We start from the raw sequence: 26479 nt of genomic DNA, 5'->3' as shown, positions 1-26479 counted from the left end.
GCTTCGGTAGCCCCGGAGACCGGTTCAAACCACCCGCCGGGCACCGCGGGCAGGCTCGATCCGGCGACCCCGCAAGCGAGCGCTGGCCCGGGTGAATTCCGCACCGAACAGCAGGATGTTCGCCGAATAATACACCCAGCTGAGGAGCAGCACCAATGCCCCGGCCACCCCGTAGGTCGAGGCGGTTTCCTGACGCCCGAGGTAAAGCCCGAGCAGGAGCTGGCCGATCGAAAACAAGGCGGCGGTCAGGATCGATCCAGTCCACACGTCGCGCCACTCGACCTTGGCGTCGGGGAGGATCTTGAAGATCATCGCGAACAGCGAGGTGACGACGACCATCGAGATCAGGAAGCTCGCGAATTGCCAGATCACGCCGGGAACCGGCAGCAAATGCTCGAGGTAGCGCGTCAGACCGGAAACCATCGCCGACAGCACCAGCGAGACGAGCAGCAGGAATCCGAAGACCAGCACCATCGAGATGGCCATCGCGCGTTTCCGGAGGAAGCCCGTCACACCTCCATCGGTGGCGGGAGTTATCCTCCACACCGTGTTCAGGGCGTCCTTGAGCTGCGTGAAGAGGCCGGAGGCGCTGAAGATCAGGATCGCAAAACCCACAACCGCCATGACCCCGTTCTTGCCGCTGTCCCGGGCGCCCTCGATCATCCCCTGCAACGCGGAGGCCGCGTCCTGCCCCATGGCCCCGGACAACTGGGCTTCGATGGCCCCGCGGGCGGCATCCTCCCCGAACATGGTCCCGGCGATGGAAATCGCGATGATGAGGATCGGGCCGATCGAAAACACCGAGTAGTAGGCCAAGGCCGCACTCAGCCGCATCGCGTGATCTTCCGACCACGCCTTCGAGGCCGCCTTGATCACATCAACGGCCCGCGGTTTCGGTCTGGAAGCAACAAGTGACATCCGGTTCAGCCCTCGAGCCGCTCTTGGACCCGCTCCTCGAGGTCGTAGCCCTCGGCCGGGATGATCGTGCCCGCCATCCAGCGCCGGACGGCAAGCCGGGCGAGGCCGCCCACCGCGCCGGAGAAGACGGTCCAGACGATCGCCTCCTGCCACCCGACCCGGGGATGAGCCGGATTTTTCGGCGGTTCGACGTGGGTGATCGCGTGGTAGCCGGCGCCGGCCACCGAGCGCGACAGCCGGGCGGCGATGGCCGGGGCGATGAATCCTGCGGCAATGAGTCCTAGGGCCTTGGGAGAAGTGTTCATGAGAGCTTGGGGAAGCGGTGGGATCCGGGCCTGTGCGGACCGCGAAATCCCCTTCCCCTCCCCTTCTCGCAGGATCGGTGCCAGCCATGCCGCCCCCTCAGCCAAGGGATAGCGGGGTACCCACGAAGTCCCGACGTTGCGACTTTCGCACTCCGGGACTGCATGCTGCACGGATCGCTTCCAGCTCGCAGGCTCCGGATCAGCTGACCTTGGCGATCTTCTGCCTCGCCTCCCGGCGCTCCGCGGCATCCGGGTCGGGCTGCGATTGCTCCTCCTGCTTTCCGGGCTCGAAAGTGAACGCGACGTACATCGGGAAATGGTCCGATCCAACGGAGTCGAGCACCTCGATGGCGTGAAGCCGGAAGTGCGGTGAGACAAAAACATGATCCAGCGGCCACCGCATCCACCAGTGCCCGGCATGGAAAGTACTGAAGAAACCCCGGCCGATCCGGGGATCGAGCAAGCCGCTGGTTGATTGGAAAAGACAGGTTGTATGGGACCACGCGACGTCATTCATGTCGCCAAGGACGATGGTGGGCTCCTGGTCCGGCTTCACCCGCTTCGCCACCAACAGGAGCTCGGCATCGCGGTCCGTCGAGCTTTCATCCTCGTCGGGAAAGGGCGGCTTGGGATGGATTGCATGCATCCTCAACAACTCGCCTCCTGGCAGGAGGATCCCGAAATGCACCGACGGGATGTTGTCGCGGACGATGTGTTCGACCTCCGCGTCGATGAGCGGCAGGCGGGAACGGACGACCATCCCGTAGGTGTCGTCCTGCGGGATCTCGACCGCATGGGGATGCGTGTCCGACAGCCGAGCCAGCTGGTCCGTCCACCACTGGTCGGTCTCAAGCGCCACGATGATGTCGGGCATGCGCGCACGGACCGAAGCAACCAGCTTGTCGCTTTCCCGGTTGCTCATCAGGACATTGCTGACCATCAGAATGAGATCCGGTGAATCCTTGGTCGCGGCACCCACCTGGGCCGGCGCGAGCGGCGTGTAGCGCCACATCCACGCCGCGAGCGCGACGAGCGAGGCCAGGAGCAGACCGATGACCAGCCACCCGAAGCGTCTGGTTTCGCCACCGGCCACGACCCAACCGGCGAGCGTCGCGAGGCCCAGGACGAACAACTGGAGCCGCGGGAAATCCCATCCCCGGACCATCCAGGTATCCTTGCGAAGCAGGGGGATGAAGGTTCCTAACACCACCAGCGACGCGAGCAATTCCAGGGCAATGAGCATGACTCCCGACAGGAGCCCCGGTCACCAAGAGGCGCAAGCGATGTCTTTCGATCGCCCGCGAAGTGCGCCCTGACCCGGGAGAACCCGTCCTTGCCTCGCGCCCGGTGATGAGGGAAACCCAGCGCGTGGAACGCGATGGATTGACGCCCGACCGACGCCTGCGCCAGGAAATCCTGCTCGCCCGCGAGCGGGTCTATCGCTTCGGCGAGGCGACGCCGCTCGAGCACCTCGCCCTGCCCGGCCTGGAGATCTGGGTGAAGCGCGAGGACCTCTCGCCCATCAAGGCCTACAAATGGCGCGGCGCCTGCAACCGGATGGCGGTCCTGACGCCTGCCGAAAAGGCCGCCGGGGTGGTCACCGCATCCGCCGGCAACCACGCCCAGGGCGTCGCCCTCGCCGCGCGGGCGCTGGGAATCGAGGCCCGCATCTACATGCCGCGCTCCACGCCGCGGGTGAAGCAGGCCGCCGTCCGCCACCACGGCGGCGATCACGTCGAGATCCTGCTTTCCGGCGACAGCTACGACGAGGCGGTCACCGCCGCCCTCGAGGACGCCGCCCAGTCCGGCGCCACCTATGTCCACGCCTACGACGACCTCCAGGTCATGGCCGGCCAGGGCACGCTGGCCGACGAGGTCGTGCTTTCCGGCCACGGTCCCTTTGACGCCGCCTACCTCCAGGTCGGCGGTGGCGGGATGATCGCCGGCGTCTCCGAGTGGTTGAAGACCTACTGGCCGGAGATCGAGGTGGTCGCGGTGGAAGGCGAAGGCCAGGCATCGATGAAGGCCGCCCTCGCCGCCGGCGAGCCGGTCACGCTCGACCACGTCGACATCTTCTGCGACGGCACGGCGGTCCGCAAAGCGGGTGAGGGACCCTTTGAAATCTGCCGCCAGACCGTCGACCGGGTCGAAACCGTCAGCAACGCCGAGGTCAGCCGCGCCATCCGCACGCTGTGGGAAGGCTTGCGCTGCGTCTCCGAACCATCGGGCGCGATGGGCCTCGCCGCGGTGATGAAGAACCGCGAACAGCTGGAAGGCAAACGGGTCCTGATCGTCGTCACCGGTGCGAACATCGACTTCCTCCAGCTCGGCCTGATCGCCCAGTCCGAAGGTGCCGCCCAGAATCTCTCCCGCACCCTGCGCGTCCGCATTCCCGAGCGCCCCGGCACCATGCTGGAGCTGCTCGACACCTGCTTCGAAGGGCTCAACGTCGCGGACTTCCAGTACGGCAAGTTGCATGAACAGGACGCCTGGCCCGCGTTCACCATCACCGCGGAGGATCCGGCCGTGCTCGAATCCCTGCCCGGCCGCCTCGCCCGCCGCGGCTTCGATTGGGAAGACCTGACCGGCGCCATCGACATCCGCTTCCGCGCGATCCCGCTGCGGGGCGACCTGTTGGCCCACCCGGTGTTCCTGCGGCTCGACTTCTACGAACGTCCCGGCGCCCTGCACGACTTCCTCGCCCAGCGCGTCCGTGGCCAGGTGAACCTCTGCTATTTCAACTACCGCCAGTCGGGCGAACGGATCGGCCGCGCCCTGCTGGGGCTCGATTTCGAAACCGCGGAAAGCCGCAGCGCCTTCCTCGCCAACCTGCCGGAGCACGGCGACGGCTACCGATCCTGCATCCCCGTCGATGAAGCCACGCTGGCGCGCCTGACCGGCCGTTAGACGCCGCCGCGCAGGATCTCGAGCGGCGGGTGATTGCAAACGCCCCGGCTCAACGCCAGCCCCCCCGCGACCGAGATCCCGGTGGCAGCCGCGAATGCCGTCACCAGCAGCCAGGCATCCGGCCACGGCGACACCTTGAAGATGTAGGTCGCCAGGCCCCAGTTGGCAGCCACCGCCAGCAGCACGCCGGTCAGGGCCGACAGGATCCCCAGCGCGGCATACTCGATCGTCAGGATCGTCCGCACCTGGCTCGCCGAGGCGCCGAGGGTGCGCAGCAGGACGCTCTCCTTCAGCCGCACGTCGCGCCCGTTGAGCAAGGTGCCGATCAGAATCGGCAGCCCCGCCAACACGGTGAAGCCCGCCAGCACGGTGACCACCGTGGAGATCTTGCCGAGGATGTCGTGCACCGTTTCAAGGATCAGCGTCAGGTCGATCGCGGTGACATTGGCGAATTGTTTCGCCAGTTCCCGTTGCAACTCCCCCGAGGCCGCCGCGTCGGGCGTGCGGGTCGTCACCACGTGGAATCCCGGCGCGTCCTCCAGCACGCCCGGCGGGAAGACCATGAAGAAGTTGAGGTTGAAGCGGCTCCAGTCGACCCGCCGGATGCTGCTCACCCGGGTCCGGATCGGCATCCCCTGCACATCGATGGTGAGCTCGTCGCCGAGTCCCACCTTCATGTCGTTGGCGATCCCCTCCTCCAGCGAAAGCGGCACCACTTCCTCGCGGTCGGCCGGCTCCGTCGCCAGTTCGCCGGCGACCAGGGTCTCGGTGTCGTTGAGGAAATCGCGGTAGGTCGAGCGGAACTCGCGCCGCGCCACCCAGCGCGGCACACCCGTGGCTTCGCGAACCTTCACCCCGCGCACCGACTCGATCCGCATCGTCACCATCGGCGAACTCTCGAGCACCGGCAGCCCCTGCTGCTCCATCACTTTTCTCACCCCCGGCTCCTGGTCCAGTTGGACGTCGATCAGGTAAAGGTTGGGACTTCCCGGGCCGCGGCTGATGTCCAGTTTGCCGTTGATCAGGTTGCCCGCCAGCAGCACGGTCACCAGCAGGAAGGTGCCGAGGCCGAGCGACAGCAGGAACAGAAGCGTCTGGTTCCCCGGCCGGTGGAGATTGGAAATGCCCTGCCGGACCAGATAGGGCCAGCGTGCCCCGACCAGCCGGCGGGTGACCGACATCAGCGCTTTCGCCACGCCGACCAGCACCAGGAACGCCACCGCGAGTCCGCCGACCATGGCCAGTGCTCTTTTCCAATTCGGATCATTGGCATGGGCGAGCATCACCATCAGCCCGACTAACAATCCGTAAACGGGCAGCAAGCGCAGGACGCCCCCCTGCAGGCTCGCGCCATTCCGCAAGGTCGCCGCGGGCGACACCCGGCGGATCTTCAGCAAGGGCAGCAACGCGAAGCCGCAACACACCGCGAAGCCGGCGGCGGTCGTCTGCGCGACGACTTTCCACTCCGGAGTCAGGCCGATGGAAATCGGCAGGTCGTCACGGAAGAAGGCCAACACGCCGGTCTGCAAGCCGATCCCGAGCGCCGCCCCCAACAATGCGCCCAGCAGCCCCAGCGCCGCGGCCTGCACGAAATAGATCGCGAACGCGACCTGCCCCGGGCAGCCGAGGCAACGCAGGATGGCGATGGTCGGCACCCGCCGCGCGACATGGGCATGCACCGCCCCCGCCACGCCGATCGCTCCCAGCGCTAGCGAGGCCAGCGCGATCAGCCCGAGGAACCTCTGGAAGTGATCGAGCGCATCGCCGAGCGTCTCCCGCCGGTCCTCCGGTGTTTCCAGCCGCCAAGAGGTCTTCGGGAAATTTTCGCGCACCCGATCCTTCAGCTCGCGGGACGGCGGGCCGTCCGGGATCTCCAGGTGCACCTGGTGCGAGCTCATGCTGTTCTTCCCCAGCAGGCCGCTGCGCTCCATGTCCGCCAGCCGCACGTAGGCCTCGGGCGCGAATCCGCTGAAGCGGCTGCCCCGCGGCGCCGGCTTGTCCACGACACCGAGGATCCGCAGTTGGATCCCGCCCAGTTCCACCTCGTCGCCCGTCTTCGCGCCGAACTGGTCGAGCAAGGCCGGCTCCAACAGGATGCCGCCCTCCCTTTGCAAGCGCCCCCAGGCATCCGCCGGCCGCGTCTCGACCTTCCCGTAGAACGGGTACTCGCCCTCGATCCCGCGCACCTGCATCAACCGCGCACCGCCGTCCGGCAAGAAGCGCAGCATCGACGGGAAGGTGATCTCGCGGCTGATGCGCGTCGCCATCGCCGACAAGCGTTCAATGTCCTCCGAACCGATCGCTCGCCGCGACGAGACCTGGAGATCGGACCCTAACAACGCCTTCGCCTCGGCGCCGATCCCCCGCTCCACGCTCCGTTTCAGCGAATGAATCGCCGTCAGCGCCGCGATCCCGGAAACGATCGCCAGTGAGAAGATTACCAGCCGCGTCCGCTGGGAGCGGCTGTCGCGCCACGCCATCCGCCAGGTCCAGGGATGGAAAAGCGCCGACCAGAAACGGCGGGGCAAGGGACGGATCTCAGACGCCGGCATGCTCCTCCTCCGCCACGATGCTTCCGCCGCTCATCTTCACCACCCGCCGTGCCTTCGCCGCGAGCGCCGGGTCGTGGGTGACCAGCACCAGCGCGGTGCCGGCGTCACGGTTCAGCCGGAACAACATGTCGACGATCGGCCCCGCGGTCTCGGCGTCGAGGTTGCCGGTGGGCTCGTCGGCGAAAAGGATCTTCGGCCGGTGGATGAAGGCCCGCGCCAGCGCGACCCGCTGCTGCTCGCCGCCGGAAAGTTGCAGCGGGTAATGATCGAGCCGGTCGCCGAGGCCGACCTGCCGCAGCAATTCCGCGGCTTCCTTCTGCCGGCCGCTCTCGCCGCGCAGCTCCAGCGGCACCAGCACGTTTTCGATCGCGGTCAGCGTCGGGATCAGCTGGAAACTCTGGAAGACGAATCCGACCAAGCGGTTGCGCAGCGCGGCCCGGGCGTCCTGGTCGAGTTCTTCCAGGGGCTGGCCGTCGAGTTTCACCGAGCCGGCCGTGGCGTCGTCGAGTCCCGCGCAAAGGCCCAGCAAGGTCGTCTTGCCGCTGCCCGACGGCCCGATGATGGCGCAGGTGTCGCCTTCCCCGAGGCTGAAGCTGACATCCCGCAGCACGGTCAACTCGTGGCTCGCGGTGCGGTGGATCTTGCGCAGTTCCGACACCTCGAGGAGGGGTCGTTTGACAGCGTCCGGGGCGGCGTCCAAACTCGGGGTCGATGCGGATGACATTGCGGAAATTTCTATGCGCCGGGCTGCTGCTCGCCACGGGCGGCGCACTATTGGCCGAAGACGAGCCGAATGCAAACGGCGCGGCGAAACGTGTCGTGATTCTTGGCGACAGCATCACCGCCGGGTACGGGCTCGATCCGCAGGAGGCCTATCCGGCGCTGCTCCAAAAGAAGATCGACGCCGCCAAGCTGCCCTACAGCGTGACCAACGCGGGTGTCAGCGGCGACACCACCGCCGGCGGCTTGCGGCGGGTCGCCTGGGCGCTCGGCAAAGGCGCCGACGTGATCGTCGTCGCCCTGGGTGGCAACGACGGACTGCGGGGGATTTCTCCGGAAGAAACCAGAGCCAATCTGACCGGCATCGTCGACAAGGCCCGGGAGAAAAACCCGGCCATCAAGATTGTCATCGCCGGCATGCAAATGCCCGACAATCTGGGCGCCGACTACACGACGAAATTCAAGGCGCTCTTCAGCGAGGTGGCCAAGGAGCGGAAGGCCGCGCTGGTTCCCTTCCTGCTGAAAGGAGTCGGCGGCGACGGAAAGCTGAACCAGGCGGATGGCATTCACCCGACCGCGGAGGGCCAACGCATTGTCGCCGAGAACGTGTGGCAGATACTCCAGCCCGTGATCAAGGGCGGCTGACCCGCCGCCTCCTTCACGGACTATAAAGGACATTCAAGCGCCCGAACTGAACGGGAGTTCCCGCGGGCACCACGAATTCGAAGGTCGTCCTGACGTAGTCGGCGTTTAACGGCGTGTCGCTGGACGTCACCCCCGCCGGCGGCGAGCCGAAGACGAGCGAGGATGCGGCTTCCAGGCGATAATCGAGAACCGCCGACCCGGCGCGCCGGATGCTGCGGGCGATGAACTTGTACGAGGCGCCGTCGGGAACGATCTCGATCGTCGGCAGTCCCTTGGTGGCCGTCGCGAGGTGGTTGATGGTCGACGCGTCGGCGAGATTCGGGTTCATGTTGAAGGCCATCTCCTCGTAGTTGAGCACCCCGTCCCCGTCGGGGTCTTCGAAGGGATCGGTGTCGGTTCCCGCCAATCCGAACGATTCGGCGTAGGCCTGCACCTCGGCGGTTCCCTCGGCCCAGAGCACGTGGTCCCCGTCGATGCTGGCGGCGAAAATGTCCAGGTCTCCGTCGTCGTTGAAATCCCCGGCCACCACGGCGGAGGTGTTGCGGAGCCCGAAACCGCCGTCCAGAGTGAAGCTCCCGCTCCCGTCGTTGAGCCAGACCTCGTCGGCCACCCCGCTCCCCTGCTGCTTGCCAATCCAAAGATCCATGTCGCCGTCGCCACCGAGATCGATCGCCGCGGCCGAACGGATCGAGAACGGTCCGAAGGCCTGGCCGGACTGGGTGAACGACCCGCTGCCGTCGTTGGTCCAAAGCTTGCCGCCGCCGATGATGTTGGCGGCAAAAATGTCGGTGCTGCCGTTGCCGTCGAAATCGGCGAGCACCGCGCTGTTGGTGAATCCGGTGCCGATGTCCTGGGCCGTCTTTACGAAGCCTCCCGAGCCGTCGTTCAACCAAACGCTGCTCGGTCCTGCATAACTCGAGACGAAGACATCCGGATGCGAGTCGGCGTTGAGAAACCCGACCGTGATCCCCGAGGTCTGGGTGGCCGAAAGCGCGTCCTCACCCGTGAAGCTGCCCGCTCCGTCATTGCGGTAGATCCGGTCCTGACCCGAAATGCCGACGATCGCGTCGAGGTCCAGGTCGCCATCGATGTCGACCAGTTCGACGGACGAACCGTTGGCGGCGTCGAGGAGCTGGGGGCCTTCGGTGAACTGGCCCGTGCCATCGTTGAACCAGACGCGGTCCGCCAGGTCGGCGCTGCCGGAGTACTGGTTGTTGGCGATGTAGAGATCGAGGTCGTTGTCACCGTCGAGATCTCCCGCCGCGACATCCCCACAGTTGTTTCCGAAGCCGTTGGCCAGGTCCGCGGTGGCGGTGAACTGACCCGCGCCGTTGTTGGAAAGGATCGTGGTGATGCCGGTCACGTTGGCGAGGGCGACGTCAAGGTCGCCGTCCCCGTCGAAGTCCCCGCTGGCGACCCCCGAGGCACTGCCGCCGCCCAACCGCTGGCCCGTGTCTTTCACCGGACCACCCTGGCCGGCGGGCACCCGCTTCCACACCTCGCTGCCGAATCCGTTCACGGCGAGGAAGTAGTCGGTGTCGGTATCGCCATCGAGGTCGGCGGCCACGATCTGGATCGCCCGGCCGATGCCCAGCGTGACCGGTGCGAGGCTGAAGGAACCCGCGCCGTTGTTGAGCCAGATCGTGTTCGGCTGGGTCACGTTGTTGCCCACCACTGCGTCGGCGTCCCCGTCGCCGTCGACATCGCCGAGCACCACGCAGAACGAGTAATTGTCGCCGAGCGACTGGCCGCCGTTGGAGAAGTTCCCGGCACCATCGTTGAACCACACCTCGTTGTCGTCCTCGAAAGGCGGATTGAAACCATCGGCGAGATAGGCGTCGAGGTCGGTGTCGCCGTCCAGATCCGCGAAGGCGATGTCGAAGGTCGTTCCGCTCCCGAGCGCGGTCGGGCTTTCGGTGAAGATCCCGCTCCCGTTGTTGAGCCAGATCTTGTTCGGGCCGTTGATCGCCAGCGCGATGTCCGGATGGGTGTCGTTGTTGACGTCGGCGACCGTGACCCCTTGGACAAAGGCCATGGCGATCACCTGGCCGCTGTTGGTGAAGACGCCCGGCTGGCTGCCGCTCTGGTTGTTGATCCAGATCTCGGAGGGATGATCGGAAGAGTTCGAGGGAAAGACCGCGTCAAGGTCGAGGTCATGGTCGATGTCGACGAGGGCCATCGAGGTTCGCGAATAGTTACCGCCCAGCGCCTGGCCGCTGTCGGTGAAATTGCCACTGCCGTCGTTGAGCAGGACCTTGCAGGGACCGAAGTGACTGGCGATGACCAGATCGAGATCGAGATCGCCGTCGACGTCGCCGAGTTTCCCCGCTCCTCCCGCCGGCAAGGGTGCCGCCGTGCTGCTTGCCGAGAAATGCCCGCTGCCGTCATTGAGCAGCACGGTGCCCTCGCCCTCCAACTGGATCAGGCAGATGTCGATGTCGCCGTCGCCATCAATGTCACCATGGGCGGCGTCGAGGGTGGAGATTCCTTTGATCGGTTGCTCCCAAGCGACCTGAAAGTCGCCGAAAACGGGCATCAACAAACCGGGCAGCAGGATGAGGGGAAGGATTTTCATGACGGGGGGGAACGACTTTTCGCACTCAAGGCTACAGACCTCGCCCGGTGCCGCAAGAACTCATCGCCCCGGAAGTTGCGTCGGAACGAGAAACCAAGATTGCATCATGCACCATTCAACCTCACTCCCGGACCTTCCAAGCAAAAGCTTCAGGTTATGTTCCTAATATCTCCCCCCCCTTCACCAACCCGCCATGCTCCAGCAAGACATCAAGATCCCGGACGCCCTGCCCGCGGCGTCCCGAGACGACCGATCAGCCGCTGCAATCTCAAGCGGGTGTGCCGGAGGCTGAGGAGGCAGGGAACGTTGGAAAGCACGCCATAGGCAACGATGACCCAATTCGCCGGATATGGGTTCCACGCCACGAACGCGGCGATGACGACCATCTGGATCCAGTGGGCGAACTCGCCGCGACGGGTTTCCGCAATGAATTCGTCGAGGTATTCGGGATCGATGGATTGCAGCCGTCCCTTCGCGAAGCCCGCGAACCAAGGGGCGGCATCGGGCAGCCACTTTTTCCATCGGCGGATGTGGAAGCAGCGCTCGTAGACATCGCCGGATTTCTCCCAGCGACGCTCCCGGAACAGCGCCCGATCCCTGCCGAACCACGCCCGAGGAAGCCGCGTCGTCCACCACGACACGCCGAGGTGCACCGCGGGGATGCCGAGGCAGTTGAGGGCGATGATCCACGGAACCGGCAGCTCAATCCACATCGCGATTCTTCCAACGGGTCTTGGTTCCGCGCCGCCGTCCGATCAGGGACCTGAAGAACAAGCCTTGGTAGAACAGCAATCCCAGGGGGAACAGCAGCGCGCCGAGCGGCGAAAAATTTCCCGCGAGCCGGAAGGCGTGCAGGCATTGCAGCGCATAGGCACCATAGGCCGTGGTCGCCGCTATCCGGAAAACGGGGGGAGCGGACGGCAGCAAGGAGAGCACCGCACCAAGCATTGCCAGCATGCCGCCGGTGATCCAGACCGAGCTGAAAACCAGTGCCCCCCGGTCGGTCGCGCTGGCGCCGCTGGCAAATCCCTTCATCCAGCTCGCCCGGAGGTCGGTAAAACCACCGGGGAACATCCTCATCGAGACGCTCCCCCGCCCCAGGAAGCACTTCCGGACGATGCCTTGCTCGCGGAGGTATCGGGATAGATGGAAATTCTCCAACACCTCGTCGCGGACCGGGGCATGGCCGCCGACCTGTAGGTAGTGCCGCTTTGAGATCAACAGGCACTGGCCGAAAAGCGCTTCGTCGGAACCACGGACAACGCCGAACGCGTTGATTCCGGCTAGCATGATGACATTGAAAAAGGCCGAGAGCTCCTCGTAGGGACGACGAATCCGGTGATAGGGGCAGATCGAGAAGACCGTGCCCGGCTGGCTTGTTAGAGCGGCGATCCGTTCCATCGATCCTTCCTCCAGCCGCACGTCGGCATCGAGAAACAGCAGCCACTCCCCGGCCGCCGACTCCGCGCCTTGCTGGCACGCCCATGGCTTGCCCTTCCAGCCCACCGGCAGGCTCGCCGACTCCAGCACCCGCACTCCTTTCTCGGTCGCGATGGCGGCAGTCCGGTCCGAAGAATCGTCGTCGACCACGATGACCTCCCGCGGCCGCACCTGCTGCATGCCGATCGAGTCCAGCAAGCCGCCGATGTTCCCCTCCTCGTCGCGCGCGGGGACGACGACCGAGATCCCGTCGGCGCTCCCGCTGCCGGGCGGCAGGAACCGCGGCCGGCCGAGAATCCGCCAATAGGACGCGGCACAGAGGAGAGACAGCGAGGGGAGGATCAGCAACATGGGGTCAGTCCGGCGGCTGGCGGGCGATGATCCGGTCGGCGACCTTCTGGCCGGAGAGGATGGCCATCGGCATGCCCCCGCCCGGGTTCACGCTGCCGCCGCAGAAGTAGAGATTCTTGTACTTGGAGCTGCACTTCGGCGCCTTGAAGCCGCGGTTGAGCTTCCAATCGGTCACCACACCGTAGATCGAACCGCGGTTGCTGCGGTACATCCGCTCGATATCGACCGGGGTCAGCAAATCCTCGGTGACGATGTTCCCGCGCAGGCCGGCAAGGCCCATCCGCTCGAGTTTCACCATCACCCGCTCCCGCAGCTTCAGGTAGTCCTCGTGGCCGATTCCGGATCCTTCTTCAAGTGGCGGGATGTGCGGGAGGATCTTGATGATGTCGCAGCCCGCGGGGGCCTTCGCCGGATCCGAGCGGGTCGGCGCGACCACGTAGATGGTGGGATCCTCCGGCAGCTTCCCCTCGTGGAAGACGCTGTTGAAGTGGTCGTGCTGCTTGGCGGAGTAGAAGAAATTGTGGTGGGCGAGCTGCGGGTAGACGACCTTGGTTCCCACGTGAATCACCAGCCCCGAACAGGCCGGCTGGAACTTCTCCAGCTTCTTCATGAATGCGGGCGGCTCGCCGAGCAGCTTCTCGTAGACAGGGATGACCTCCATGTTGCTGACCACCAGATCGCAGGGAAAGATCTCACCGTTCTCAAGACGAAGGCCGCTGACGCGGTTGCCATCCTTCGCGATCGACGCGACACCGGTGCTCAGGTGGACCGGGATCGCCATTTCCCCCATCAACCGGCCTAGTCCTTCGGCCAGGGCATACATCCCGCCGCGGACGTACCAGAGGCCGTGATCGAACTGGATCATCGGCATCAGGTTCATGTAGCCGGGCGAATCCACCGCCGAGGAGCCGACGTACTTGATGAAGTACTCGAAGATCGCGCGAAGGTGCGGGTCGCTGAAGCGGCTGGCGATCGACTCCGCCATGCTGTGCCGGTAGTCGATCCTCCAACCGGATTTACGGAGCGCGTAGTAGCGGAGGAACTCCCACAAGCCGTCGATCCCGCGCTCGAAGTAGCCCTGCTCGATCACCTCGTGCTGCTCGCGGGCATAGGCGAGGAAATCCCGGAACTCCCCCCAATGGCGGGCGGGGTCGCCCGGGAGTTTCTCCAGCTCGCGCTCCATCGCGGCCATGTCCTGGTGCAGGTCGAGCACCAGGCCGTCCTCGAAGAAGTTCCGCCAATGCGGATTCACGGGCTCAAGCCGGACGTAGTCGTCCATCTCCCTGCCGGCACGCGCGAACAGGTCGCGGAAATATCGCGGCAAGGTGAAGATCGACGGCCCGAGGTCGAAGGTGAAGCCATCCTTCTCCAGCACGTTGAGCTTGCCGCCGATCCGCGGGTTCTTCTCGAACACTTCCACCTCGTAGCCGGCCGCACGAAGCGAGATCGCCGCCGAGATGCCGCCGAGACCGGCTCCGATGATGGCGACGCGAGGGGATGGCATGTTGCCATCCTTGCCTACTTTGCCCCCTTGTCAACGGGCTCCACCGCCCTAGTTTCGATGGATTTCCCCGAGACCGCATGACCGAACCCCAGCCCTCCATTTCCGGCATCTTCACCGGGCAACGTTCATTCTTCGACAAGGGAGGAACCCGCGACCTCGACGCGCGGCTCAAGGCGCTGGCCCGGCTGGAGTCGGCGCTCCAGGACCTCCGGCAGGAAATGCTCGATGCGCTCGCGAGTGACCTCGGCAAACCGGAGATCGAAGCCTATCTCTCCGAGCATGTCTTCCTGTTGGAGGAAATCCGGCTGACCTTCCGGTCGCTCCGTGGCTGGATCAAGCCGGCGCGGGCCGGACACCCGGTGTACTTTCTCCCCAGCAGGAGCCAGGTGATCCGGGAGCCTTTCGGGGTCGCCCTGGTGATCGCCCCCTGGAACTACCCGATCCAACTCGCGCTCAGCCCGCTGATCGCGGCGATCGCGGCCGGCAACACCGTGATCCTCAAACCCTCCGAGATGGCTCCAGCCAGCGGCAGGTTCCTCGCCCGGATCGTCGACCGCTGCTTCCCGCCGGAATGGGTCACGGTGATCCCGGGCGGCAAGGAGACCAGCGAGGCGCTGTTGGAGCAGGCCTTCGACTTCATCTTCTTCACCGGCAGCACGACGGTCGGACGGGCCATCGCCGAGAAGGCGGCCAAGCGTCTGACGCCCTGCGTCCTCGAGCTGGGCGGCAAGTGCCCCTGCGTCGTCGACCGCGGTGCCGACCTACCGCAAACGGCCCGGCGGATCCTCATCGGGAAACTCTTCAACGCCGGGCAGACCTGCTTCGCCCCCGATTTCGTGGCCGTACACGAGAGCGTCCGCGACGACATGGTGAAAGCCCTGGAGGAGCTGTTAGACTCACGGCCTTGGGAGCAGGAAATGGCGCGGATCGTCAACCGGCACCACTTCGACCGCCTCCGCGGACTCATCCAAGGTGATGTCATCGGCAAGGGTGACGACGATCCGCAGCGCCTGCACCTCGCACCCCGGATCCTGCCCCGCGCGGAGTGGGATGACCCGGCGATGGAGGAGGAAATATTCGGCCCGATCCTGCCGGTGGTGGGCTTCTCCTCACTGGACGGTTTGATCGAGCGTCTTCGGGGACACCCCACCCCGCTCGCGCTCTATTGCTTCTCCCGCGACGAGGCATTCATCCGGACGCTGCTGGAGCGCGTGCCGTCGGGCGGCGCCTGCATCAACGACGTCGGCAAGCAGGCGATGAACCTGCACCTTCCCTTCGGCGGCGCCGGTGCCAGCGGCCACGGCTGTTATCGCGGCCGGCACGGCGTCGAGGCCTTCAGCCGCCCGAGATCGGTGACCCGCCGCTACTTCCTGCCCGATCCCTTCGAGCTGCTGCCACCCCGCGACCGGGCCATGGAACGATTGCGGAAATGGCTCCGTTAGATCACGCCGGCTGGGCGACCAGCAAGTCGCTGGCGAAGTCGACCCGCTCCCGTTCGACCCCGTCCGAGCTGCAGATCAGGTTCGCGGAAATACGGCCGCTTTCGTAGATCGTCGGCAACCCGCTGCCCGGGTGAGTACCGCCACCGACGAGGTAGATGTTGCCGAAGCCCTGCAGCTTGTTTCGCGGCCGAAGGTAGAGCATCTGGTCCAGGGTGTGGGCGAAGTTGAAGGTCGCGCCGATGAAGATGTCGGCTTCTTCCCACCCCTGCGGCGTGATGATCCGTTCTTCCACGATGTGATCGCGCAGGTCCTTCATGCCGGTCTTGGCAATGATCCGGTCGATGACCTTGTCGCGGTACTCCTGTTGGAAGGATTCCCAGGACTGGCCGTGGCGGCGGTTGACCGTCGGCACCAGCACGTAGAGCTGCGAATGCCCCTCCGGGGCGACGGTGCGGTCATTGATGCTCGAGTTTCGCACGTAGACCGACGGATCGGCGGACACCTCGCGCTCGCCCTGGATATCCCGGACGTTGCGGCGGTAGTCGTCGGCGAAGATGATGTGGTGGTGCGGTTCGTCCGGGTAGATCTTGTCGAGCCCCAGGTAGAGCATGAAGGTCGAGCACGAGAACTTCTTCTTGAGCAGCGACTCCCTCGGCTCGCTCCGGTCGCCGAAGATCGTGGTCCGGGCGTGGGCGTAGTCGGCATTGACCACCAGTTCGTCGCAAGGAACCAGTTCGCCCGAGGTCAGGAGAACCGCGGACGCCCGGTCGCCGTCGTAGCGGATCTCCGCGACCTCGCTGTCGAGCCGGAGCTTGCCGCCTTCCTCTTCGAAAACCCGTGCCATCGCCACCGAGATGTTCGAGAGCCCGCCCTCGACGTGATAGATCCCGTGGGCGTACTCGATGTACGACAGGATGCTGAAAAGCGCCGGGCACTTCCACGGCGACATCCCGAGGTACTTCGCCTGGAAGGTGAACGCGAGCTTGAGCCGCTCGTCGTCGAAATAATCACCGAGCACGTCCATCACCGACTTGGTCGTGGCGACGTAGGGCAGCGCCTTGAGCAATTGCAGGCTCAGGTAGGACTTCAGCTCGTGGTAGGGCTTCTGCAGGCAAGGGTAGATCGCACGCAGCTTCCCGGCGTGATCCCGCATGAAGCGCCGGTAGTGCTCCGACTGGCCGGGGAAGGCCGCCTCGATGTTGCGGACCATGGTTTCCTCGTCCGAGCTGGTCTCCATCGACAGGTCGCCCCAGGTCAGGCGGGTCATCGGGTCGAGCTTGACGAATCGCAGATAGTCCTCCGGCTTGCGGCCGGTTTCGGCGAAGACTTCGTCGAGGGTGAACTTCTGGTGGAGGAAAGTCGGGCCGGTGTCGAAGGTGTAGGGGCCGGCCTTCAGCGCCGCATTCCGGCCGCCGACCACCGGGGATTTCTCCAGGATGGTCACGTCGTAGCCGCGATGAGCCAGGATCATCCCGCTGGTCAATCCGCCGGGGCCGGAGCCGATGATCACGATCCTTTTCTTCGTCGCTTGCATGAGTCGCCGCCAATCTTGGCGAGATCGGGCAATTTGCCAGCGTTGATCTCGGAAAACAGCGCCTTCCAGGCGGATCCCGGGGCGCCGATGAATCCTTCAAAGCGACTTCAGGTGCTTGTCCGCGAAGTCGAGATACTGCGCCCAGTCGTAGGGCAGGACGTCGTGCTTGCCGTCGCGGACGTGGTAGCCGATGCCGCCCTGCACGGTTTTGTTAGGTGCCGGCCAGCTATCGCACGGCAGCCCCTCGGCCCCGAGCAGCCGGAACACCGGCTCGGCGGCTTTCGCCGCCGCGAACTCCCCCTCGGCGTCCGCGTAGGTGTCCTCGACGGCGCTGGCGATGTAGACCGGACGCGGCGCGACGAGGGAAATGACCTGATGCTGGTCGAACGGCAGCGCGGTGTCCCTGCCGGCATACTTCCTGAAATTCCGCGCGAACCAGTGCGGGAAAACCTTGGTCAGGCGGGCGATGTCTTCCCCGATCCCTCGGTGGAACAACTTCGCCCCCCCGGCTCCGGACTCGTTGCTGAGAACCATGGCGAAGCGCTCGTCGCTGGCGCCGGCCCACAGGGCGGCCTTGCCGAGCCGGGAAAAGCCGAACACCGCCACCCGCTTGGAATCGATCGCCGGTTCCTCTTCCAAGGCATCCAGCGCCCGGCTCAGCGACCAGGCCCAGGCACCGATCGTGCTGAAATTGTCATCGCCTTCTTGCAGGTCCGGAAACAGCGGGTGCACCCCGCTGGCAAAGTGCGGCTCGTGGTCGGCGGCGACATCCTCACGGTACATCGTTGCCAAGGCATAGCCCCGCGACAGGATCTCCTCGACCGGCCATTGGCTGGCATTGGCGCCGCGGGTCGCCTCGGTGGCGCGGTTCTTCTCCACGCCGGCGAGGTCCGCGTAGGAAGTGCGCTCTTCCACCCAGCTTTCGGTCAGGCGGATGCCAGGATCCTTGTGGATCGCGTGGTTGCCCCAGAAGTTCAGGCCGAGGATCGCCGGCGCGGGCCCCTTCGCTTGGTTCGGCACATAGACCAGCAGGTCCATCCGCGGGCCATCCGCGCCACCCGGCCGGATGGCGATCTGGATCCGCGTCGCCTTGCCGCCGAGCGCCGAGGGTTCGCGGTCGAAAACTTCAAACGTCATCGCCCCGGGCCGGCCGGGGTTGCGGCCATACATCTCCCGGGTGAACAGCTCCAGCAGCTCCGGCCGGCGCTTCTCCCTCCACTCCACGGCGGTTCGGACCTTCGAACCATCGATCGCAAGCAGCGGGTCGGGAAGGTCGCCGGCCGCCGCGGTGGAAATCGCGACAACCGCGAAGGAAAGGATCGTCGACTTCATTTGCCGGCCGGTTCGGGCTCCGGCGCGGCCTTGCCGGTCAACGCCATGACCGCCGCCTTGGCCATCTCGCCCGCCCCCTCGGTGTTCGGGTGCACGCGATCGGGCAACAGCTCCGGTTTGCCTTCCAGCGCCTTGTGCATGTCGATCACCCCGAGATTCATGTCCTCGGCCATCTCGTCGATGCGCTTGATCCAGACCTTGAGGTTCTTCTCGTTGATCCCGAAGTTCCCTGGCTCCGTCACCGGGCAGGGCCGGCACACGTAGATCCGCGGCTCGCTGGAGAGTCCCTGGAACGAGTTCACCAGCTCGACGTAGTCGTCGGTGAATTCCTTCTCGTGCTCCCAGTTCTGCGGCTTGGTGTCGTTGGTGCCCAGCATGATGATCACCACGTCGGGCTCGAACTTGAGGGCCTCCTTGTAGGCGTTCTCGATCCAATACGGCATGTCGCCCTTCTTCAGCAGCGTCCGGCCGCCGACGCCGAAGTTCCGGACATTCCACTCCTTGCCGAGCATTTCCTGAAGCTGCGCCGGGTAGGCCCGGCCGGGCTCCGCGCCGGAGCCTTGGGTGATGCTGTCGCCGATGCAGGCGACCTTGACCGGGGCCTTGTAGTCCGCCGGCTTGATCGGGCTCATCGGATCGGCGGCCCAGGCGGAGGCGGCCAGCAGGCCGGCGAAAATCGAAAGTGCGCGGAGTTTCATAGCGATCCTCCTACGTTGCGGGAATGCGGTTCGATCCGGAATGACAGATCATGTCACGATGCGCGGCATGCCCAGCGCAACTTGGCCGGTGAGCTCCGCGGATTGCTCCGCCGCTCGTCGGGCCCCGCGACGATCACCCCGTCGCTGATCTCCGCGTAGGTGCCGTCATTCAGACCCGCCTTGAAGGCATGCTTCACCCGCCGGTCTTCGCCCGAATGAAAGGTCAGCACCGCCACCCGTCCCCCCGGCGCCAGGCAATGGGGCAGCTGCCTCAGGAAGGCATCCAAAGAGGAGAATTCCTCGTTCACCGCGATCCGCACCGCCTGGAACACCCGCCGGACCGTCAGCTCCCGGCGTTCCTCGTCGAGGCGCGCCACCGCGGCAACCCCGCGGACCGCCCCGGCAAACTCGCATGTCCCCCCGAACCGCCCCCCCGCCAGCGCCGCGGCGATCTCGTCCGCCAAGGGTTCGTCCGAGTTCTCCGACAGCACGACCGCCAGCTTCTCGGCCGAAATTTTCGCTACCCAATCCGAAGCCGGCACCCCGCGGCCGGGATTCATCCGCATGTCGAGCGGGCCGTCGGCCTTGAAGGTGAAGCCGCGCGACGGATCGTCGAACTGCATCGAGGAACAGCCGAGATCGGCGAAGACGAAATCCACCGCCTCCAACGCCTGGCGGTCGAGCGCCTTGCGGATCCCCGCGTAGTTCGAATGAACCGCGGTGAACACCTCCGGCCCGTATCCCGCGGCCCGCAGGCGAGCCTCGGTCTTCGGTTGCTCGATCGGATCGAGGTCGAGCCCGATCAAGCGGCCGCCGGGAGAGATGTGCGACAGGATCTCCCGCGCGTGACCACCGTAGCCGAGGGTGCAGTCGACACCTGTTAGACCGGGCGCGAGGCGCAGCGCATCGAGGCACTCCTCCACCATGATGGGCACGTGCATCCCCGCCGGGGTCTTCCCCGACTCCAGCACCTTGCCGATCGTCTCCGCAAAGCGCGCGGGATCGTGCTCCTTGTACTTGTCCTCGAAGCGCCGCGGGTTCTTCCCGGAGTAGCGCTTGCGTCGCGGCGGCCGCGGCGTGTCGTCCATGGCCGGAAGCTACAATCCGGAGACCCGGACCTGCCAACCGAAACTAGCGCCCGATCCACAAGCCGTTGGCGACCGCCTGCCCTAGTGACCGCGCTTGGAACCCGAGGCACCCTGGTCGATCGGGGGCAGCTCGAACCCAGGCCGGCTCTCGGGCCAACGGAAGCCCGGGTCGATCGCAGGTGTCCGGCCCGCCTTCCAGACCCCGAAGGTCCAGTTCAGGGCCCGGGCATAGGTGCCGAGCGGACGTACCTGCCCGGCTTCCGTCCACGTCCCGTAGCTCCTGAGCCATTGGCCTTCCGCCTGCCATTTCACGTCGATCGCAGCGATCGCTTTCCCTTCCCAGGTGATCAAGGTCGGGCTGTATCGAACCGCAGTCGCAGCGGTATTGAAATCGGTGTCACTCTGGATCTTTGAATCCCCGTCGAGATGTGCCGATACCCGCAGGACCGGCGCATTCTCGCCCTCGCCGCCGGCCGTGATGTGCGCCACGGTCCGGCGAACCCACTCCTTCTTCCTGGGCCCGCCCTTGGCATCCGCCTCATAGGTCCAGAACTCCCGGACAACCGCCAGATGCGCGGTTGCTTGGAACTCGAACGCCCCGGGCAAGGCCACCGAGTCGCCTTGGTTGGGCGGATCGTGGACCTCGAGCCAATGGGCCACCTTCCACTCGACGCCCTCACCGTGCTCGTCCAACTCGCGGTGAACCGGTGCCATCATCAACGCGCCGTCGAAAGTCTCCGGTTGTGCGTCCCCGCAACTGTCCTTTGCCGGACTGTGGTAGCAGAAGAACCGGAACACTCCTCCATCTTCACGTGCGGCCCCCGGCGCGAGTCCAGACGACGAATCCGTTTTGTCCGGCACGGCCTTGACCGGCGGATCCGCATCCCCGCCGGAATGCCGAGGCTGCGGAGTCCGACCATTGTCGGGAGACTCTCCCGGTTCGGGAAGCGGCAGCATGCTTGATCGAACTCGAGGAGCGCTTCCGCCGATCATCCGCTCCAAGTCTTCGGGCAACTCCCTTGCTTTGGCGGCGTCGAGCATCTGCTGCCCCAGCTCGTCCGCGCCGCCGGATCCGACCAGTTTTCCCGCCCATCTCTCGGCCTGAGCGAAATCACCTGTCAGCAGGTAGAGCCGCGCCAATCCGTGCCAGGCTGCCGTCGCGCCACGGCCCGCCGACTTGAGAAGGAACGGCTCGGCTCCGACATAATCGTGCCGGGCCAACGCGATCTGCCCGAGTCCATTAAGCGCGGCGGCGTGATCGGGATCGAGCCCGACCGACCTGCGGAAGGCTTCTTCGCCCGCCTTCGGGTCACCCGAGTTGAAGCATGACCACCCGAGCCCGTTCCATGCGTCGGGGTCACCGGGAGCGACTTTCACCGCCTCTTCGAACATCGGCCGTGCTTCCGCCGGTTTGCCGGACCGCCACACCTGCCAGGCCTTGGCGGTCAGCCCGGCGGCGGGCGAACGCCCCGGGTGCCAGTTTCCTAACAGCAGCACGAGACCGAAGGCGATCCCCGCGGTGATCAGGCTCCTGACGTGAACCGGCGGATAGCCCTCGCGGGCGACCGGGCCCTTGGACAGGTTGTGGCAGACGCCGATCACCGCGGCGACCAGGCCAAGGGTCAGCGGCAGCAGGTTGGCCGTGGATGTGTAGCCGGTCGCGACGGCGAGCCTCATCGACCCTAACAGAACCAGGATCACCGCCGCCAGGAACGGAATCGCCCAAAGCTGGGCGAAGTTGATCGTCCAGCCGAAGCCGCGGAGGCGCTTCGGCACGACCAGGCGCGGATCACCGGCACAGTGGTAGAAGAAGCGCCAGCGCCAGTTCGCCGGGTCCGCGGACATGGCGTCGAGGACGGACCGGGGAATTTCGGGACTCCGTCCGGCACCGTCCGTTCCCAGCGTCTCCGCCACGGTCCGGAACTCGCCGGCCGTCTGATAGCGGAGCTCCGGTTCCTTCTCCAGGGCCCGCAGCACCATCTCGTCGATTTTCACGTCGACTTCGATCTTCCTCGAAGGGGCGACGACGTTCTCCGCCGGCCGTTCGCCGGTGAGCATTTCATAAAGCACCACGCCGAGCGCGTAGATGTCGGCACGATGGTCGACCTCCGGCCCGGACTGCTCCGGCGCCATGTAGGCCGGCGTGCCCGAGCGTTCACCGTCGGCGCCCACCAGTCCGGCGATCCCGAAGTCGGCAATCTTGATCCGGCCGGCACGGTCCAACAGCAGGTTCTCCGGCTTGATGTCGCGATGCACCACCCCGTGGTCGTGGGCGAACTGTAGCGCCTCGCAGACCGGCGGAACGATGGCGAGCGCCTGTTTCGGGTCGATCTTGCCGTCGCGCAGCAGGTCACGGAGATTCACGCCGTCGATGAACTCCATCACGATGTAGTAGAGCCCGCCGGTCTCACCGAAATCGTGGATGGTGACGATGTTCGGATGGTTGAGTTTCGCCAGCAGCTCGGCCTCGCGGGCGAAACGTTCGGCGAAGCGGGCATCGTGCTCCCGCTCCGGGGCAAGGACCTTGATCGCCACCGTGCGGTTGAGCGATTTCTGGCGGGCCTTGTAGACCACCCCCATACCGCCCCGACCGAGGCACTCGATGATTTCGAACTGCGGGAACTTGCCCGCGATTTCCGCCGGCGAGGGCGCTGGTCCCGAAGCCCCGGTGCCCTCGTCAAACGTCCGCGAAACGAGGGCCTGGCGCATCAGGCAGGACGGGCAAAGAGCTTGCGGTGCGCCGGCCGGCAAGGGGCCGCCGCAATCAGGACAAGAAGGGATGGATTCACTCATGGCTTACGTGGCGATGAGTTCCCCAAAACCTTCCGCCCGGCACTGTTACGACCTATTTCCATCAATCCGCGAGCGACTGCTCGAAGTCGCGGACATGCAGCTTGGCACGGCGCTCCTCCACGACGTGTCCCTCGCCGCGCAGGTGCTCGGCCTGCCGTTCAGGCCCGGCGGGAGTCTTCGGGCTGAGGGTTCCGTTCTCCTGGACCACCCGCCAGTAGGGGGCGAGCGGCGGTTTGCCGGCGGCAATCTCCTCCTCGGCCGCGCCGGCGATGATGTTGTAGAAGATCCCCGTCATCAGCGGGCAGGTCAGGTCCGCGCCGTGGCTCCGCGCCATCCGGTTTCGGAGTTCGGGAACGGTCAGCAGTGCCCGCGCCGGGATCCCGCGCATCGCGCCCGCCACCAGCATCGGGGTCGGCAGCAGCATTTTCCCGCGGCCCTTCGGGTCGTCGCAAACGACGGCCTCCATCTCCGGGCGCAGCTTTTCGCTCCAAGGCACCCGGCTGCGTTTCATGCCCGGGCTGGTGTTCTTCTTCATGGTCTTCCGGCGTAGGGTTGATGGGGATCCTTGCTACACCCGCGGCCATGTCCGGATCAATCGTTCTTCCAGTCCGCGAGCGCCGCGAACAGCGAACGCATCTCCTCCTCCACGGCGTCGGGCGAGGCCAAGGTGCGGGCGATCTCCGCCGTGAGCAGGTGCCGGTAGCGCTTTCGCAGCCGGTGCACCGCCACCCGCGCCGCGCCTTCGCTGGCGCCGAGCTGCGCGGCGATCCCGGCGTAGCCGATCCGCGCCGAGTCGGCGGTCAAGCAAGGTTTCAACACCGCGAACTGGACGGCGTTCCCTTCCCCGGCGCTGGCGGTTTCCAGGTCGCCGATGACTTTCCCTAACAGGGCCAGCGCCCACTCGCGGTCGTAGTGGCGGTCGGGGCTCATCCGGTCCTCCGGGTCGAGCTTCAATCCGGTCTCGGCATCCTCCCAATCGAGCGAAAGCACTGTCGCCTCGCCCCCGCGCTTGAGCCGGGCACCGCGCCGCCAGTCGTTGATCATCCAGTGATTGAAAGAGGCCAGCAGGAAGGCCCGGAAGCGCCCCTTGGCGCGATCGATGTCCTGCAAGGCCCTGGCCTCCATCAAGTGTTCGAAAAAGCCCTGCACCAGGTCTTCGGCGTCCTCCTTCGTTTTCCCCTTCCGACGCGCGTAGCGGTAAAGGGGTTGCCAGTAGGTCTCGAACAAGGTCCCCAGCGCCTCAAGCGCCGCACTGTCGCCGTCCCGCGCCGCGGCGCCCACCAGCGTCCAGCGGGTGGTGGCAAAGAAACTCCCCTTCGCAGCGTTCATCGGTCCCGCGTTGCTTCTACCACACGGAAACGACCGCGTTACAGGAAATCGGACCCAATCGGCGGGCGGATGCTGTCCAGCTCACACGTTCGGCCGAAGAGATTAGGATGGGCGAAGCGTGTTTCCTCCTCGGCGACCCCGGACTCTGGCAGAACCGCGAGATGGACCTGGAGATGGCATGATGGGCAAATGGAACGCAATGTAAGCGGAACATAGTTTGAACCGACAATGAGATTGCCCTCAACCGAACCTGCCAGTTAGTAGTTCGTGGCGAATCGCAGCCAATGAAGACCGGCCACTCCTTGCTCTTGATCGCCCTTTCCGGCATTGCCGGATTGCTCCTGGGACACCGCGGGGGCGAGACGGAGGGACCATCCCGAAACGCTGCAACTTCACACGATGCCCGACCGGATCGAGCCCCTTCCACCCCCCACGACGCGGACGGTGCATCGGCAAGGGTTTTTCCCGGGCGTGAACTGACCGCAAGGCGAGCGGCACAACTCAGACCGGACCAACGCATCGCACTGATGAAGAAAGCGGCTCTACTCAGCGATCCCAACCGGCAGGAAGACGTGCTGTGTGGACTGGTATCGGTGATGACCCGCGAAGAGCTCGAGGAATCCGTCGAGACCCTTCGCCAAGCCATGGGCCGGGGCAACACCTGGTCCCAGGAAGTGTGGGACACCGTCTGGAGCCAGTGGGGAAAAGTCGATCCCCATGCCTGTCTTGACCTCGCGGAGAAGGGCGGCGCCCTTTTCACTTCCAACGACTGCCGTTGCTTCATGGCCGGCTGGATGGAGACCGATCCGGAAGGCGCACTCCAATGGGCGCGGGAGCCGGGGAAAGACAGCCGTGGCCAGGCGGCTGCCGCCTATGCCCTTATCCAGGACACCGGTGGCGACCTCGACAAGGTGGGGAATGCCATGGCTCTCTTCAGCGGAGAGGATGGCACCGCGCGGGCAGGCTGGCATGACTTCTTTGATCTGGCGATTGCAAGAGACACCTCGAACTCCCCCGGCGTCGTCTACGAGTCGATGACTCCCGAATTGCAGGCCAAGGCGTGGCCCGTGGTTCTGGATCGCCTGGCTTACACCGATCCCGACGAAGCAGCCACCTGGCTGGAGGAACATGCCGCCGACCCTGGCGGAGTCTACCAATGGAACCGTTTTCTTGCAGTGATGGCGATCCGGGACCCGGCTGCCATGGCCGAGTGGGCCAGCCGCCTTCCAACCGTTTCCAACTCCGGGGAACCCATCCCCGGCACGCATCCGCTTCAGATCGCGTGGTCGCAGTGGGTGAGTTCCGACCCCGGAGCCGCCAAGGCTTGGATCGAGTCGAGACCCGATGGCGATCCGGCTGCCGGGATCCTTCACCGGTAAAACCTGTCCATGCTTTCCCCCGGCATTGACCTGACTCCCATCATGAAACCCGCCACCACTTTCATCCTCGCCGCCGTCGTCGGAGGCACTGCTTTCCTGGCAGCCCGCCAGAGTGACCGGATGCAGTCCGGCACGAATGCCGGAGTCCCGCGTCGTGTCGCCGAAGATTCCTCCACTCCGACCGGCGGAGCGATGGATAGCACGCGGAAAAGCCGGGATAGGATGACCCGGAACAAGGACTCCGGGAAGATCGCGGCATTTTACAACGGCCCCACCGCCGAGGAAGCCCGGCTTTTGACGTCCGCAGAACGGATGGACCTGATCGCTAGCGGTGCCCAGATCTACAATAGCAGCAACCAGATTGCTTTCCTGACAGGAGTGATCGGTGCGCTGACCGCTGACGAAATCCCGCGCGCCCTCGAATCACTGGGAGGCATGCAGGACCGGGGTAACGGGATCACCCAGCAAGTGTGGGACTCGCTCTGGCGGCAATGGGGCCGGGTGGACCCGGAGGGCGGTCTCAGGCGCTTCGGTCCCGGCACCTCCTTCACGAACCATGCCGACGCCCGCAACATGATGGAAGGATGGCTTGAAACGGACGCGGCGGCTGCGCTTGCCTGGGCGCGGGAGCCGAAACAGTCGCCCATGCAGGTCTCGGCTGCGGCGCGGGCCATCACCAGTGCCACCTACGGAGACCTCGAACGGATGCGCACCGACATCGCCGCGCTTCCCGAAGAAGCGCTCGACACCCGGGAACAGTGCTTGAAGGAGTATTTTGACATGGCCCTTCTTTCCGAAGAGGACCGGACCATCGCATCCATCTGTGAGGATCTCCCGGAATCCCTTCAGGAGATGGGGCGGCGCGAGGCTCAGCGCCGCATGGCAATGGTGAGTCCCGATGAGCCGCACGATGAAGGAAGCAACTGATTCTCCCCCGTAAAGAGCCCCGGAGCGGCCCTGCGATTCG

General features: G+C 65.5%; 21 protein-coding genes. 5 read left to right on the top strand and 16 right to left on the bottom strand.

Annotation, left to right across the window (positions count from 1 at the left end; translation table 11 throughout):
• Nucleotides 1–24: 24 nt before the first annotated feature.
• The 3 genes from IG178_RS13680 to IG178_RS13670 form a co-directional block, all read right to left on the bottom strand.
• Nucleotides 25–918: a YihY/virulence factor BrkB family protein gene (locus IG178_RS13680; RefSeq protein WP_193213121.1), complete on the bottom strand. Its 894-nt coding sequence runs from the start codon at nt 916–918 to the stop codon at nt 25–27.
• Between the two features lie 5 nt (nt 919–923).
• The gene (locus IG178_RS13675) at nt 924–1223 is read right to left on the bottom strand and encodes a DUF4235 domain-containing protein (RefSeq protein WP_193213120.1); all 300 of its coding nucleotides are present in this window, start codon (nt 1221–1223) and stop codon (nt 924–926) included.
• A gap of 199 nt (nt 1224–1422) precedes the next feature.
• Nucleotides 1423–2466, bottom strand: a complete 1044-nt coding sequence (locus IG178_RS13670; RefSeq protein ID WP_193213119.1) for an endonuclease/exonuclease/phosphatase family protein — start codon at nt 2464–2466, stop codon at nt 1423–1425.
• 107 nt (nt 2467–2573) lie between these two features.
• On the opposite strand from IG178_RS13670, the gene IG178_RS13665 reads away from it, so the two are divergent.
• Nucleotides 2574–4130 carry a pyridoxal-phosphate dependent enzyme gene (locus IG178_RS13665; protein ID WP_193213118.1) on the top strand — a complete coding sequence of 519 codons (1557 nt, stop codon included), beginning with the start codon at nt 2574–2576 and terminating at the stop codon, nt 4128–4130.
• Here the strand turns inward: IG178_RS13665 and IG178_RS13660 are convergent.
• Together IG178_RS13660 and IG178_RS13655 are read right to left on the bottom strand one after the other, a co-directional pair.
• Entirely contained in the window at nt 4127–6658 is a 2532-nt protein-coding gene (locus IG178_RS13660; RefSeq protein WP_193213117.1) for an ABC transporter permease, read from the bottom strand. The two genes, IG178_RS13665 and IG178_RS13660, sit on opposite strands and share 4 nt — an antisense overlap.
• 10 nt (nt 6659–6668) lie before the next feature.
• Nucleotides 6669–7406 (bottom strand): ABC transporter ATP-binding protein, encoded by a 738-nt coding sequence (locus tag IG178_RS13655; protein ID WP_193213116.1) that lies wholly within the window; start codon nt 7404–7406, stop codon nt 6669–6671.
• Here IG178_RS13655 and IG178_RS13650 point away from each other — a divergent pair.
• The gene (locus IG178_RS13650; RefSeq protein ID WP_193213115.1) at nt 7400–8047 is read left to right on the top strand and encodes an arylesterase; all 648 of its coding nucleotides are present in this window, start codon (nt 7400–7402) and stop codon (nt 8045–8047) included. The genes IG178_RS13655 and IG178_RS13650 overlap by 7 nt on opposite strands.
• A 13-nt stretch (nt 8048–8060) precedes the next feature.
• On the opposite strand, the gene IG178_RS13645 is transcribed toward IG178_RS13650, so the two are convergent.
• From IG178_RS13645 to IG178_RS13630, 4 genes are all read right to left on the bottom strand, one after another.
• A complete protein-coding gene (locus IG178_RS13645; RefSeq protein ID WP_193213114.1) occupies nt 8061–10622 on the bottom strand; it encodes an FG-GAP repeat domain-containing protein in 2562 nt (853 codons plus the stop codon).
• Between the two features lie 209 nt (nt 10623–10831).
• Nucleotides 10832–11335 (bottom strand): glycosyl-4,4'-diaponeurosporenoate acyltransferase CrtO family protein, encoded by a 504-nt coding sequence (locus tag IG178_RS13640; protein ID WP_193213113.1) that lies wholly within the window; start codon nt 11333–11335, stop codon nt 10832–10834.
• Nucleotides 11325–12413 (bottom strand): glycosyltransferase, encoded by a 1089-nt coding sequence (locus IG178_RS13635; RefSeq protein ID WP_193213112.1) that lies wholly within the window; start codon nt 12411–12413, stop codon nt 11325–11327. Before IG178_RS13635 ends, IG178_RS13640 begins: the two co-directional genes overlap by 11 nt.
• A gap of 4 nt (nt 12414–12417) precedes the next feature.
• Nucleotides 12418–13917: a phytoene desaturase family protein gene (locus tag IG178_RS13630; RefSeq protein WP_193213111.1), complete on the bottom strand. Its 1500-nt coding sequence runs from the start codon at nt 13915–13917 to the stop codon at nt 12418–12420.
• A gap of 77 nt (nt 13918–13994) precedes the next feature.
• Between IG178_RS13630 and IG178_RS13625 the strand changes: the two genes are divergently transcribed.
• Nucleotides 13995–15359, top strand: a complete 1365-nt coding sequence (locus IG178_RS13625) for an aldehyde dehydrogenase family protein (RefSeq protein WP_193213110.1) — start codon at nt 13995–13997, stop codon at nt 15357–15359.
• 1 nt (nt 15360) lies between these two features.
• On the opposite strand, the gene IG178_RS13620 is transcribed toward IG178_RS13625, so the two are convergent.
• The 7 genes from IG178_RS13620 to IG178_RS13590 form a co-directional block, all read right to left on the bottom strand.
• Nucleotides 15361–16893, bottom strand: coding sequence for a phytoene desaturase family protein (locus tag IG178_RS13620; protein WP_193213109.1), 1533 nt, complete (start codon nt 16891–16893; stop codon nt 15361–15363).
• A gap of 96 nt (nt 16894–16989) precedes the next feature.
• Nucleotides 16990–18225, bottom strand: a complete 1236-nt coding sequence (locus IG178_RS13615) for a glucuronyl esterase domain-containing protein (protein ID WP_193213108.1) — start codon at nt 18223–18225, stop codon at nt 16990–16992.
• A complete protein-coding gene (locus IG178_RS13610) occupies nt 18222–18923 on the bottom strand; it encodes a GDSL-type esterase/lipase family protein (RefSeq protein ID WP_193213107.1) in 702 nt (233 codons plus the stop codon). The genes IG178_RS13615 and IG178_RS13610 overlap by 4 nt, the downstream gene beginning before the upstream one ends.
• A gap of 53 nt (nt 18924–18976) precedes the next feature.
• Complete coding sequence (gene rsmH / locus IG178_RS13605) at nt 18977–20011, bottom strand: 16S rRNA (cytosine(1402)-N(4))-methyltransferase RsmH (RefSeq protein ID WP_193213106.1); 1035 nt, start codon at nt 20009–20011, stop codon at nt 18977–18979.
• Between the two features lie 81 nt (nt 20012–20092).
• Entirely contained in the window at nt 20093–22804 is a 2712-nt protein-coding gene (locus tag IG178_RS13600; protein ID WP_193213105.1) for a serine/threonine-protein kinase, read from the bottom strand.
• Between the two features lie 61 nt (nt 22805–22865).
• Complete coding sequence (locus tag IG178_RS13595; RefSeq protein WP_193213104.1) at nt 22866–23339, bottom strand: MGMT family protein; 474 nt, start codon at nt 23337–23339, stop codon at nt 22866–22868.
• Nucleotides 23340–23395: 56 nt separating this feature from the next.
• On the bottom strand, nt 23396–24133 hold the full coding sequence (locus IG178_RS13590; protein ID WP_193213103.1) for an RNA polymerase sigma factor: 738 nt from the start codon (nt 24131–24133) through the stop codon (nt 23396–23398).
• A gap of 527 nt (nt 24134–24660) precedes the next feature.
• Between IG178_RS13590 and IG178_RS13585 the strand changes: the two genes are divergently transcribed.
• Together IG178_RS13585 and IG178_RS13580 are read left to right on the top strand one after the other, a co-directional pair.
• On the top strand, nt 24661–25512 hold the full coding sequence (locus tag IG178_RS13585; protein WP_193213102.1) for a hypothetical protein: 852 nt from the start codon (nt 24661–24663) through the stop codon (nt 25510–25512).
• Nucleotides 25513–25554: 42 nt separating this feature from the next.
• Nucleotides 25555–26439 carry a hypothetical protein gene (locus IG178_RS13580; protein ID WP_193213101.1) on the top strand — a complete coding sequence of 295 codons (885 nt, stop codon included), beginning with the start codon at nt 25555–25557 and terminating at the stop codon, nt 26437–26439.
• Nucleotides 26440–26479: the final 40 nt, after the last annotated feature.

Source organism: Neoluteolibacter marinus, from assembly GCF_014904755.1.
GTDB lineage: Bacteria > Verrucomicrobiota > Verrucomicrobiia > Verrucomicrobiales > Akkermansiaceae > Haloferula > Haloferula marina.
This window is presented reverse-complemented; position numbering and strand designations above follow the sequence as displayed.

Excerpts from the sequence above, each read along its gene's own strand:
- IG178_RS13680 (WP_193213121.1), bottom strand. The coding sequence starts at position 918 with ATGTCACTTGTTGCTTCCAGACCGAAACCGCGGGCCGTTGATGTGATC.
- IG178_RS13675 (WP_193213120.1), bottom strand. The coding sequence starts at position 1,223 with ATGAACACTTCTCCCAAGGCCCTAGGACTCATTGCCGCAGGATTCATC.
- IG178_RS13670 (WP_193213119.1), bottom strand. The coding sequence starts at position 2,466 with ATGCTCATTGCCCTGGAATTGCTCGCGTCGCTGGTGGTGTTAGGAACC.
- IG178_RS13665 (WP_193213118.1), top strand. The coding sequence starts at position 2,574 with ATGAGGGAAACCCAGCGCGTGGAACGCGATGGATTGACGCCCGACCGA.
- IG178_RS13650 (WP_193213115.1), top strand. The coding sequence starts at position 7,400 with ATGACATTGCGGAAATTTCTATGCGCCGGGCTGCTGCTCGCCACGGGC.
- IG178_RS13655 (WP_193213116.1), bottom strand. The coding sequence starts at position 7,406 with ATGTCATCCGCATCGACCCCGAGTTTGGACGCCGCCCCGGACGCTGTC.
- IG178_RS13645 (WP_193213114.1), bottom strand. The coding sequence starts at position 10,622 with ATGAAAATCCTTCCCCTCATCCTGCTGCCCGGTTTGTTGATGCCCGTT.
- IG178_RS13640 (WP_193213113.1), bottom strand. The coding sequence starts at position 11,335 with ATGTGGATTGAGCTGCCGGTTCCGTGGATCATCGCCCTCAACTGCCTC.
- IG178_RS13635 (WP_193213112.1), bottom strand. The coding sequence starts at position 12,413 with ATGTTGCTGATCCTCCCCTCGCTGTCTCTCCTCTGTGCCGCGTCCTAT.
- IG178_RS13630 (WP_193213111.1), bottom strand. The coding sequence starts at position 13,917 with ATGCCATCCCCTCGCGTCGCCATCATCGGAGCCGGTCTCGGCGGCATC.
- IG178_RS13625 (WP_193213110.1), top strand. The coding sequence starts at position 13,995 with ATGACCGAACCCCAGCCCTCCATTTCCGGCATCTTCACCGGGCAACGT.
- IG178_RS13620 (WP_193213109.1), bottom strand. The coding sequence starts at position 16,893 with ATGCAAGCGACGAAGAAAAGGATCGTGATCATCGGCTCCGGCCCCGGC.
- IG178_RS13615 (WP_193213108.1), bottom strand. The coding sequence starts at position 18,225 with ATGAAGTCGACGATCCTTTCCTTCGCGGTTGTCGCGATTTCCACCGCG.
- IG178_RS13610 (WP_193213107.1), bottom strand. The coding sequence starts at position 18,923 with ATGAAACTCCGCGCACTTTCGATTTTCGCCGGCCTGCTGGCCGCCTCC.
- rsmH (WP_193213106.1), bottom strand. The coding sequence starts at position 20,011 with ATGGACGACACGCCGCGGCCGCCGCGACGCAAGCGCTACTCCGGGAAG.
- IG178_RS13600 (WP_193213105.1), bottom strand. The coding sequence starts at position 22,804 with ATGAGTGAATCCATCCCTTCTTGTCCTGATTGCGGCGGCCCCTTGCCG.
- IG178_RS13595 (WP_193213104.1), bottom strand. The coding sequence starts at position 23,339 with ATGAAGAAGAACACCAGCCCGGGCATGAAACGCAGCCGGGTGCCTTGG.
- IG178_RS13590 (WP_193213103.1), bottom strand. The coding sequence starts at position 24,133 with ATGAACGCTGCGAAGGGGAGTTTCTTTGCCACCACCCGCTGGACGCTG.
- IG178_RS13585 (WP_193213102.1), top strand. The coding sequence starts at position 24,661 with ATGAAGAAAGCGGCTCTACTCAGCGATCCCAACCGGCAGGAAGACGTG.
- IG178_RS13580 (WP_193213101.1), top strand. The coding sequence starts at position 25,555 with ATGAAACCCGCCACCACTTTCATCCTCGCCGCCGTCGTCGGAGGCACT.